The following is an 11,085-nucleotide window of genomic DNA, read 5'->3' as shown; positions in this document are numbered from 1 at the left end:
GGAGTGAGCAATATAGATTTTTTCTTGTTCAGATTATCTAATCTTTTTGCTTAATCCCCAACTTTTGAACCTGATCCTATTTTACTCTGCCCTTGTCTTCTTTTTCTACTCTTCATTTATTAATTTTAACTACACCCTACCCGTATCCTCCATACACAATCGATGTTTAAAAACAAAAAAAGCCTCTACATTGCTGTAAAGGCTTTAATTTCTGTGGTCCCACCTGGGCTCGAACCAGGGACCACCTGATTATGAGTCAGGTGCTCTAACCAGCTGAGCTATAGGACCGGTTTGAGGATGCAATATTACTACTATTTTTCATTCACTCCAAATATTTTGGGAGATGATTTGCATTTAATTTCAAACAACACCCTGTGTTTCCTAAAACACAATTGATTTTCAACTGCTTATTTCGAATCCTAAAAAGAAAAATTTTTATTTAATTTCCTGACAAAGCTCTACCAAAACACCATTTGTGTTCTTTGGATGTAAAAAAACCACTAATTTATTATCGGCTCCCTTTTTAGGAACGTCATTAATCAGCACGAAACCTTCGTTTTTCAAACGGGCGATTTCGGCATGAATGTCTTCAACATCAAAAGCAATATGATGGATTCCTTCTCCCTTTTTCTCCAAAAACTTTGCAATTGGGCTTTCGGGATTCGTCGCCACCAAAAGTTCAATCTTATTGGTTCCGGTTTGAAAGAACGAGGTTAAAACCCCTTCGCTTTCTACCAACTCCATTTTATAGGACGGAACGCCCAATAATTTTTCGAACAGCACATTGGCGTCCTCCATATTCTTCACGGCAATTCCGATATGCTCAATTTTATTTACCATAACCTCTAAATTTTAATTTCAATTATTGATTTACATACGTATTAAAGTAACCGCATTCGGCAATAACATCCTGATAATATTTCGTATCCGAATAGTCTTTCTGCAGCGCTTTAAAACCGCTCCAGGCAATAAAATTAATCTTATCATCGTCAGCTTCCCACCAGTTTTTAAGGTTGTTGTACTTATTATTGTAATATTCGTTTCGTTCGCATTTGGCCAGCATATAAATACATTTTGCTTTTTGCTCTTTTGTTGTGGCCGCTTCCAACGCTTTTTGATAGTACATTTTAGGAAGATCACAATTGGTTATCATTCGCTTCATTGAATCTCTGAACGAATACGGACTTGAGCCGTAACCTATAATCGTGATTTCATAAAAAGTTCTTCCGTTTCCGAAATGGGTAATATTATAAAAGGCATTACCCAACAATAAGCTATTCGTGTACACGTCTTCTTTTTGAGCCAGTTTACCCTGCATTTCCTTTATGGTAGTCAGGAAATCCATAAAAGTATATTTTCTTTTTTGATACGCCGTGTGATCGCAGTCGTGACAGTCTTTTATATTTCCGTTAAACGGATTCCCTAAAAACTTGCTGTATTGAACCGAATCGGTTTGTTTCATGTACTCAATAGCCTCAGGAATCTTGTTTTTAAAGGTTGCCTCAACCGCCTGAAAATTATTGATATCTTTTAGCTTCAAACTATAAATTCCTGCTCCGATACTTTCAATTTCAGATTTATTGGATTTAGACAAGAAAGCTTTCATGTCTAATAAAACTTTTTCATTGTCGTAAAATGAATTTCCATCGTTCCAATAACTGTAGCGCGATTCGCCATAAATTTCGGCCATTACCGGATTCCCCTTTTCTCTGTAAAGCGTTGACAAATAACTTCTGCTCCAGGAAGAAGCATTCTGATAACGGAATTCCTGCCCTTTGTAATTCTTTGGAAGTTCAAAATACAACCAGTTTAAATCGGCGAGGATTGTTTTTTCATTTTTATCCGTAAGTTTATCTATTTTGCTCAAATTATTTACAAAACGAAGCAAACGCAATTGCATTCCTGCCAGTTCTGTTTTAGGAAGCGTTTTTACCGCCTTATCAAAATTCTTATCTGCATTGGCATAATCACCTTTTAAAGTCTGTAAATACCCCAGAGACAAATCCCATAAATAAGGTCGGTCTGTATTTCCTGCTGCCGAAATTTTAGCGATTAAATCCAATGTTTTTTGATCCACCTTCACCTGATTTTCGGTTTTGTTTTCAGCCACACTAAGTTTCTTCATAGGCTGATTTTCTCCTCCATCCTTCTGAAACGAATTGTTTATCGCTTCCTCTTGTCTGTTCACTAATCGTGTTGCCAGATAATTCAAATGTTCGCTTTTAGGATCTAATTCATAGATCTTTTCAATGGACTTTTTTTCGTCTTTGTAATACCCACGAACAGCCCAAAGCGCTGCTTTTTCTTTATTATTTTTAGCCATCGTCAATGCTTTATTCCAGTCGGTTTCATTTTTTGGACTAAAACAATAAGCCGTAACGGTTCTCAATTCCGGGCATTTATCAAAAACCTGTGCGTACAAATAGTTTGAAGCTGCATATTTATTTTGCTTGTGATTCACTCCTGCCACGTAGGAAAGTCCACGGTAATACAGCACATTTTTAGGAACCGATTTTTCTGTTTTATTAAAAAAATCAACGGCTTTTTGTTTGTTGTTGCTGTAAAAACGAGCTTTCATGGTCAAAAACCAATATCTGTTTTTCAGGAAAGGATCCGAAGTCGTATTGTACACATTCTCGATAGACTGAATCATTTTGGCATCGTTGAACGTTTTGGCCACCACCGGATCGTAACTCCAATAATCTCTGTTGATAGAAACGGTTTCTATTTTTTGTGCCAGATACAAAAACTCGACAAAGCTTTTCACTTTACCATCCTTCAGCGAAATCTTTTTCCCCCACTTCAAAGAGGATTTATTTTCCTTTTTGCTTTTATAATACACATGAAGATCTTTGATCTCTTCCTTGTTTTTTATCGCACTTTTATTCTCCGAGTAATAATCCGGTTTTTCATCTCCAATTAAAAAATAATTTACGGTAGTGGTATCGATTTTCCCTTTAAGATAGGTTCCCCAATCGGACTTAATATCTTTATTGAAACGGGAATTGTGCTCGGTATCAAAACCAATTCCGTAGAAAATTCCACCCGACAGGAAAAGCGGTCTATACGAATTGTCTGCAAAAGTTTCGGGAGTAAAATTAGAACTGTACGATCCAAAATAATCCCAATCGCCATCTGCACAGGCATAAATTACTCCGTATGCAAAAAGTAAAACCGCACTAGAAACAAGAAATAACTTGTTCAAAAATATTCTTTTCATAGTTTTTTAAATTGAATTCGTCTAAATCGTAAAATATAATTTCTTTGGGCTGCTGTGCGGTATTCTCGCTCAGTTCTTCCGCCATTTGTTTTAAATCTGCTGCCGAAATGGCCTCCATTTTTAAGAGGTCATTTTCTTCATAAAAAACGCCATTCTTATAATTAGATTTTTTTGCTTTAAAAAAGATTCCGCTTAGTTGTTGAAAATTGGGATCTTTTTTGAGTTCCGCTACATTCATTTTAGAACGTAAACCAATCACTTTTTGGTTTCGGATATGAATTCCCCACGAATATATCGGCAAGGCAAAATCAAGATGCATCGGATACTTTTTCAGGCTTTTTAAATAGCGTTCTGCAATTTTCTGATCGTATATCGAATTTAAGGAATCAGGAGCAATTGACCCCATGTTGTAGTACATCAAAACTCCGGAATCTACGTTCGGAATTTTAGTTTTCTTAAAATATTTCACCTGATGCAAGCGAATTGTTGCAGAGAGTTTTTTTCCGGAAAGCTTTTTAACACTCTCCATAAATTTAAGATAGTTGTCTTTACTTTTAAGGGTCCAGTCGCAATCGATCTGAATTTCCTGAGATGTAATTTTGTTCTTCGTGCTGATTTCTTCAATCAAACGAACTGTTTTCTGTGCCAGATCCTCCACATCAAGGGGAGAAGACAACATGACTTTGTTTTGAATAAATACTACGGGTACAATTTCGAACTTAGTTACGGCATCCTGAAAACGAATCGGACTAAGCGGAATGGGCTGTTGGGTCTCGGGTTGCTGCCCAATATCAAAATACCTAACATAAAGTTTAGTGACTTGATTGTCCTTCAAAGCAAGCTTCTCCGTTTCAGATAATTTCAGAATGGTTTTCCAGTAATAAAAAGCAACAACCGGCTTTTCATTCTTACTACAGGAAATCAGAAAAAGAATCAGGAAACCAATAAAAAATCTTTTGATCAAAACTTAGGAAAAATTATATTTTAACCCAAAAGTAAGAAATTATATGCTGTTATAGTTTTGAAATTTAAAAAAAAGAACCGTCAGCGAAAGCTGTAAATCCTAATAAATGGCTAAAAAGTTTCAATTAAAGCAAATATAATTGTTATTTTGTGCAATCAAATTCAGAAACCGTTATGTTGAAAAACAACTTTAGATATATTGCATTTTTACTGGTCTTTTTTATGTTAAGCTGTGCCAAACGCGGCAGCATTACCGGCGGACTAAAAGACACACTGGCACCGGTATTGAAATACAGCTCGCCTAAAAATTTCAGCACTAATTTTAAAGGCAACGAAATTATTCTGGGATTTGACGAGTATGTAAAACTTAAAAACCTCAACAAACAGCTTATTATTTCACCTCCAATGAAACATGAGCCATTGATTTTACCTACCACAGCGAGTAAAGTGATTACTATTAAAATAAAGGACACTTTACAGCCGAACACTACCTACAGTTTTAACTTCGGACAAAGTATAGCAGACAACAACGAAGGAAACTCGATAAACCAATTCAAATATGTCTTTTCAACAGGTTCTTCTATTGATTCGCTTTCGATAAGCGGACAAATTAAAGATGCTTATGAGAAAAATGTAGATAATTTTGTTTCGGTAATGCTTTATGAAGTAAACGACACCTATAAAGATTCCTTAATTTACAAGCAAAGCCCACGCTACATCACCAATACACTAGACAGTTTACGTACTTTCAAACTAGAAAATTTAAAGGCCGGAAAATACCTGCTGATGGCCCTGAAAGACAAAGGAAACAACAACAGATACAACCCTAAAGATGATAAAATCGGTTTTATCAAACACTATATTACCGTTCCGAACGACACTGTTTTTGAATTGGAATTGTTTAAGGAGGTACTTCCATTTAAAGCTGTAAAACCTGTACAAGCCTCAGGAAACAGACTGTACCTTCCTTATGAAGGCAAACAAAACTTTAAACTTTCGAAACCTAAAGTGGTCCTGAAACACGGGAACGAAACCATGGAAACCATTGTTACCGCATTTCCGAAAAAAGATTCCCTGCAAATTTGGTATAAACCCCTAAAAGCTAAAGCAGATTCTCTAGCAGTGGAGGTTAGTAAAGAAAAATACAACAAAAGATTTAGTGTAAAGATTAAAGACCAAAAGAAAGACACTTTAAACATAACCGCTGTTCAAAACGGGACCATCAATTTCCGTGATCGATTTACCTTAGAATCGGCTACTCCGCTGGTAAAATTTGACAAATCCAAAATCAGACTGGTTAACAAAGATTCGACTGCTGTAGATTTTACGACAGAATACGATGAATTTGAGCAAAAACTCTATGTTGATTTCAAAAAAGAGCCTGTCGAAAAATACAGCATAACATTTTTCCCGGGCGCACTAACTGATTTTTACGAAAAATCCAATGACACTCTGGCCATTAAACTAAGCACAAAAGAACCTGCCGATTATGGAAACCTGGTTCTGAACCTAAAAAATGTAAAACGTTTCCCCATTATTGTTGAAGCAACTAACGCAAAAGGGGATGTTGTATACGCCAGTGATTACTCTGAAGGCAAGACTAAAATGGAATTCAATTTATTAGTCCCTGATAAATTTACGATTCGAATAATCTACGACGACAATAAAAACAAAATTTATGACTCCGGAGATTTCCTGAATAAAAAGTACGCTGAAGAAGTCTTTTATTACCAAACTGCTGTAGATGTCCGCACCAATTGGGATGTCGATCAGGCTATTGATTTAAGCGTCCCGTTCAATCCTGAAGTAGAGAAAAAACAGGCAGAAAAAAAGAAAAAAGACGAGGAGAAAAAAAGGAAAGCCTTTTAAATTTTAATAGCTGAGCGTAGCGCTATGGAAAACGATTGGATTGAAAAAGAAAACTGGTTCAAAAGAAACTGGAAATGGTTTTTACCTTCCATCTTCCTATGTCTGTTTTTAATTGGATTTTTGGCCGCTTCAACCTCTCCCGAAGGCATCACCGATATCGCCAAAGCTTATTCAGACGAGCTGCTTTTTGAAAAAGCAATTGAAAAAGCGAATAAAAATCCAAGCATACTTGAAAATATCGGCACAATTGAACCCATCGACAAACTGGCTATTCTGGAAGGAAACGTTAGGTATTCCAACCATCATAATACCGTCAACTTATCGGTAAGAGTCAACGGAGCCAAAAGAAAAGGCAAATTAAACATTTCTGCCTTCAAAAAAGGAACAGTATGGGCGTACCAAAAAATTACTGTCCGCGCCAAAAATCCTGAAACCGAAATTATCGTCTTAGAAGAACCTCAAAAATAAGCTTTCGAATTAGAATCAAAGATCGATTCTAAACACATCTTTATCACTTAAAAAATCAAGTTTTTTTCGGGTTTCTAACATAGTGTTCTTATCCAGTTCCACCACAAAAACATCTTCCGTTTCCTGTGGTTCGAGAATATAATTTCCTAAAAAATCAACCGCTTGCGAATGCCCAATATGTTCAAAATTATTGGCATCCAGCCCTACTCTGTTCACCCCAATTACATAACTTAGATTCTCGATCGCGCGAGCCTTAAGCAAAGCATCCCAGGCGTTAGTTCTTACTTTAGGCCAGTTGGCGACATACAGTAGTAAATCGTAGTTCTCTACATTTCGGGCAAAAACGGGAAATCTCAAATCATAACAAACCTGCAGGCAAATCTTCCAATCCAAATAATTCACAATTACTTTTTCATCTCCTTTGGTATAAAACTGATCTTCTCCTGCAAGCGAAAACAAATGACGCTTGTTGTAATATTGAATTTCACCTGACGGAAAAACAAATACCATTCGATTGTAATACTTCTCGTTCTCCACAATAACAAGACTTCCCACAATAGCTGCTTTTTTTTGTTTCGCCAAAGACTGTATCCAGGAGATAGTCTCTCCCTGCATTGTTTCGGCAACTGCGGCGGCATTCATGGTAAATCCCGTTGAAAACATCTCCGGCAGCACGATCAGATTAACGTCAGTATCGATTGTATTGATTTTGGATTCGAATTGCTTTCTGTTCTCTAAAGCATTCTCCCAGTAAAGATTGGATTGTATAAGTGCGATTTTCATATGGTAAAAATACCTTTTTTTTAAAACAAAAAGTCTAAATACGATTTGAGTTTCACAAACCCTCCTACAAAGAGCTACAAACCCAGTAAATATCGGATTTTTCATAATAAAAAAACATTATCTGAAAAAATTATGCAAAAATCTTGCACAATTTATGCGAAAATATTGCTAACAATGAATATAATTTATATATATTTGATCGCTGATTAAAAAACACAACACCTTAAAAAACACTTAATTATGAAAAAACACCCACTTTTAAAGGGCACACCGCCAACAATGATTCTTACAAATAGTCACGAATCATTTGCAATAAAAAAGCAAAACGCTAAAATACCACAAGCAGATTCCTTATTCTTTAAAGCGTAATACTAAAGCTACAGTAAAGACCACAACTGTAGTAAAAGCAACAGGATTCTATTTCTAATAATTCGTCTTCAGGAAACGAATTAAGAAACTCTTTCACCTCACCAGTGAAACAAAAAAACAATCAATCAATAAACCTCAACTAACTAAAAACCCAAAGAATGAAACAAACTATTTTATTATTTATGTTCTTTTTTGCGCTGCAGGTCACCCAGGCGCAAGTAAAAACCATCAAAGGAACAGTGACCGACACTAATGGCATCTCGATACCGGGAGCATCCATAAGCATAAAAGAAGAAAAAAGAGGTACTACAACCGATTTTGACGGTAAATTCTCTATCGACGTACAAGAAGGAAAAACACTGACGATCTCTTTTTTAGGATTAGAACCTCAAAATATCCTTGTAGGCAATTCTAACAACCTCAACATAAAACTAAAAGAAGCCGCAGCAACAGCCCTTTCCGGTGTGGTAGTTACTGCATTAGGTCTAAAAAGAGAAAGAAAAGAACTGGGCTATTCTTTTCAGGACGTAAAAGGAAAAGATCTGGCGGACAATCCCACAATAAGTGTTGCCCAATCTTTGTACGGAAAGGTAGCAGGTGTTAACATTTCTCAAACCACAGGAGGTATTGGAGGCAGTTCCAGAATTGTAATAAGAGGGAACCGATCTATAAGCGGAGACAACCAACCCCTTTATGTTGTAGACGGAGTTACCTTGGGAAACACCGGACTTGGAAGCATAACAGACAATAAATCGGCCAGATACTCCGAAGGAAGAGACAATGGAGATGGATTGTCCAGTATAAATACAGATGACATTGAAAATATTTCTGTGCTAAAAGGAGGAGCTGCCAGTGCTCTTTACGGAGAACGTGGCGCCAATGGTGTCATTGTTATTACTACCAAAAAAGGAAAAAGAAACTCTTTGAAAGTCGATTGGAACAGCACTACTACTTTTGACCAAATCAATTCAAGATACAAAGACTACCAAAAAGAATATGGCACAGGAACAAATGGAACACTGCCAAATACTGATGAAATCGCAAATGGACGAAATGCTACTACCAGCGCCTGGGGTCCACGATTCGGATCTCCCGGCAACACTTCAGTTCGAATCTTTGACGGATCCTACAAACCTTACGAATACATGAAAAACAACTTTAAAGATTTTTTCAGAACAGCCGTAACCGTAAACAACAGCATTAGTCTTTCAGGCGGTGGAGATAATACCACCTTCAGATTAAACTATTCCAATATTGATGCTACAGATATCGTTCCTAAAACCGGTCTTAAACGAAATACATTCACATTAGGTGTCAATTCTCAAATCAAAAAACTGACATTAGATGCCAAATTCAATTACATTACAGAAAACACCAACAACAGACCCGCCCTTTCAGACGATGCCGGCAATCTTGGATTGACAGTAACCTCACTCGCACCAAACTTCAATCAAGCCTGGTTAAAAAATTATGAAGATCCAAACGGCAACTACTATCAATGGAACTCCGACCCAAATAAATTAAATCCTTACTTTGTATTAGACGAAAACAAAAATGTAACCGAAAAACACCGAATATTAGGGAATTTCAGCGCAACCTATGCCTTTACCGATTGGCTAAGCGCTACCGGAAGAGCAGGAATTGATCGATTTACATTTGAAAGTTCTGATTTTGTCAACGAAGGAACCACCTGGACTGCAAGGCAGAATGGATCTTTAATCAACAGCAGTACAACCTTTCAGGAATACAACGCCGAAGCCTTATTAAATGCTCAGAAATCGTTCGGCGATTTTAATCTGTCAGTGGGCGTTGGTGCTAACCAAAGAAACACCCAAAGAATTGTTTCGGGGGTAGCTCTTTCGGACATGTTTTTTAATGGAGTAAACAAACAATCTAACTTTCTATCCTCAGTCTTAAGTCCGAAAACAAATGATGAAATATTAGTACGCTCTTTATACACCTACGTGAGAGCCAATTACAAAAACTATTTATTCCTTGATTTTACGGGACGTAACGACTGGAACTCAACTCTGGCCTCAGCCATAACCTCTCTTGATAATAATAACTATTCCTATTTTTATCCGTCTGTATCTTCCAGTTTTATTTTTACTGATGGATTGGACATTAAGAATGACGTGTTAACTTTTGGAAAGATCAGAGCCTCCTGGGCAACTACCGCAAAAGCACTGGAAGCTCCATACGCCACTTTATTAAATTACAACATACAAGCCAAACCTTTGTTAGGAAACCCTATCGGTTCGATTAACAATAATATTATTCCAAACAACAACCTAAAACCAGAACTTACCACCAGCTACGAAGCCGGAATTGATTTAGGATTCTTTAAAAATCGCTTACAAGTTGATTTATCGTATTACTACACCAGAACAAAAAATCAACTGATTGTATTAAACACCTCACAAGCTTCCGGTTTTGTTGGCGTTAATGCAAACGCGGGTACGGTTGAAAACAAAGGTTTTGAAGCCTTAATAACCGCCGGAATTTTCAGAAAACCAGATGGCTTTAATTGGGACATCACCTTCAATTTTGCTAAAAATGACAACAAATTAATCGAGCTAACAGACAAAACCGACCTACAAGTGATCTCGAATGCAAGATGGGCCGGAGCTCAAATTGTTGCAAAAGTCGGACAAAGTACTACAGAGATTTACGGTAAAAAATTCCAAAGATCTCCTGATGGACAAATTCTTATAGGAGCAAACGGAAATCCTCTGTTGACATCAACTTTGGAAAGCTTTGGAAAAGCGGCACCTGATTGGGTTGGAGGGGTTACCAATGAGTTCTCCTACAAAGGAATTAGTCTTAGAGCCAATCTTGACATGAAATTTGGAGGCAAACTATACTCCATGACTAACGCTAACGCTGCTGCTGCAGGACTGTCCAGCAGAACTCTTGACGGAAGAGATGAATTTAATGCGTGGTTTGCGCAGCAGATCGCCTCCGGAAAAACACCAGCAGATATCGCTAAATTACAACCTGGTGCGGGACTTATTGTAGACGGTGTAAATGAAGTTAGAGACACTAACGGTAATGTAACCGGATACAAAGACAACACCACACCGGTGAATCCGCAAACTTACTGGAGAAGCTTATATGGAGACGATACCACACCGGAACCCTTTATTTATGATGCCTCTTATGTTAAACTAAGAGAACTCTCTATAGGTTATGATTTTCCAAAAAAATGGTTAAAAGGTACCGGGTTTGAAAGATTTAAATTCTCTGTTATTGCCCGAAATTTATGGACTATTTACTCTAAAGTCCCAAACATTGATCCGGAATCAACTTACACAAGCGGTAATGGACAAGGTTTCGAATACGGCTCTTTACCTTACAGAAGGTCTTACGGCTTTAACCTACAATTATCATTCTAATCTTTTAACTGCATCGAA

Annotated in this window: 8 protein-coding genes and 1 tRNA gene; 4 read left to right on the top strand and 5 right to left on the bottom strand. The window is 37.1% G+C overall.

Annotated elements, in window-relative coordinates; translation table 11 throughout:
• Positions 1-214 precede the first annotated feature (214 nt).
• From JO950_RS00710 to JO950_RS00695, 4 genes are all read right to left on the bottom strand, one after another.
• Positions 215-288 (bottom strand) — tRNA-Ile (locus JO950_RS00710).
• A 147-nt stretch (positions 289-435) separates the two neighbouring features.
• Positions 436-840 (bottom strand): methylmalonyl-CoA epimerase, encoded by a 405-nt coding sequence (gene mce / locus JO950_RS00705; RefSeq protein WP_202700604.1) that lies wholly within the window; start codon positions 838-840, stop codon positions 436-438.
• 22 nt (positions 841-862) lie between these two features.
• Positions 863-3,220 carry a hypothetical protein gene (locus tag JO950_RS00700; RefSeq protein WP_202700603.1) on the bottom strand — a complete coding sequence of 786 codons (2,358 nt, stop codon included), beginning with the start codon at positions 3,218-3,220 and terminating at the stop codon, positions 863-865.
• Positions 3,180-4,184, bottom strand: coding sequence for a hypothetical protein (locus JO950_RS00695; protein ID WP_202700602.1), 1,005 nt, complete (start codon positions 4,182-4,184; stop codon positions 3,180-3,182). Before JO950_RS00695 ends, JO950_RS00700 begins: the two co-directional genes overlap by 41 nt.
• A gap of 173 nt (positions 4,185-4,357) precedes the next feature.
• On the opposite strand from JO950_RS00695, the gene JO950_RS00690 reads away from it, so the two are divergent.
• Positions 4,358-6,052, top strand: a complete 1,695-nt coding sequence (locus JO950_RS00690) for an Ig-like domain-containing protein (protein WP_202700609.1) — start codon at positions 4,358-4,360, stop codon at positions 6,050-6,052.
• A 24-nt stretch (positions 6,053-6,076) separates the two neighbouring features.
• Positions 6,077-6,520 (top strand): cytochrome c oxidase assembly factor Coa1 family protein, encoded by a 444-nt coding sequence (locus JO950_RS00685; protein WP_202700601.1) that lies wholly within the window; start codon positions 6,077-6,079, stop codon positions 6,518-6,520.
• A gap of 15 nt (positions 6,521-6,535) precedes the next feature.
• Here the strand turns inward: JO950_RS00685 and JO950_RS00680 are convergent, their stop codons facing one another.
• Entirely contained in the window at positions 6,536-7,303 is a 768-nt protein-coding gene (locus tag JO950_RS00680) for a nitrilase family protein (RefSeq protein ID WP_202700600.1), read from the bottom strand.
• A gap of 240 nt (positions 7,304-7,543) precedes the next feature.
• Here JO950_RS00680 and JO950_RS22410 point away from each other — a divergent pair, with 240 nt between their 5' ends.
• Together JO950_RS22410 and JO950_RS00675 are read left to right on the top strand one after the other, a co-directional pair.
• On the top strand, positions 7,544-7,672 hold the full coding sequence (locus tag JO950_RS22410) for a hypothetical protein (RefSeq protein ID WP_255567555.1): 129 nt from the start codon (positions 7,544-7,546) through the stop codon (positions 7,670-7,672).
• A gap of 158 nt (positions 7,673-7,830) precedes the next feature.
• Positions 7,831-11,067 carry a SusC/RagA family TonB-linked outer membrane protein gene (locus tag JO950_RS00675; protein ID WP_202700599.1) on the top strand — a complete coding sequence of 1,079 codons (3,237 nt, stop codon included), beginning with the start codon at positions 7,831-7,833 and terminating at the stop codon, positions 11,065-11,067.
• The last annotated feature ends 18 nt before the right edge of the window (positions 11,068-11,085 follow it).

The organism is Flavobacterium sp. UGB4466 (assembly GCF_903469665.1).
In the GTDB taxonomy this organism is placed as follows: domain Bacteria; phylum Bacteroidota; class Bacteroidia; order Flavobacteriales; family Flavobacteriaceae; genus Flavobacterium; species Flavobacterium lipolyticum.
The sequence above is the reverse complement of the archived record's forward strand: the minus strand, read 5'-3'. Positions and strand labels throughout refer to the sequence as shown.

What these genes read in the sequence shown, in the direction of transcription:
- mce (WP_202700604.1), bottom strand. Translation starts at nt 840, where the DNA reads ATGGTAAATAAAATTGAGCATATCGGAATTGCCGTGAAGAATATGGAG.
- JO950_RS00700 (WP_202700603.1), bottom strand. Translation starts at nt 3,220, where the DNA reads ATGAAAAGAATATTTTTGAACAAGTTATTTCTTGTTTCTAGTGCGGTT.
- JO950_RS00690 (WP_202700609.1), top strand. Translation starts at nt 4,358, where the DNA reads ATGTTGAAAAACAACTTTAGATATATTGCATTTTTACTGGTCTTTTTT.
- JO950_RS00685 (WP_202700601.1), top strand. Translation starts at nt 6,077, where the DNA reads ATGGAAAACGATTGGATTGAAAAAGAAAACTGGTTCAAAAGAAACTGG.
- JO950_RS00680 (WP_202700600.1), bottom strand. Translation starts at nt 7,303, where the DNA reads ATGAAAATCGCACTTATACAATCCAATCTTTACTGGGAGAATGCTTTA.
- JO950_RS22410 (WP_255567555.1), top strand. Translation starts at nt 7,544, where the DNA reads ATGAAAAAACACCCACTTTTAAAGGGCACACCGCCAACAATGATTCTT.
- JO950_RS00675 (WP_202700599.1), top strand. Translation starts at nt 7,831, where the DNA reads ATGAAACAAACTATTTTATTATTTATGTTCTTTTTTGCGCTGCAGGTC.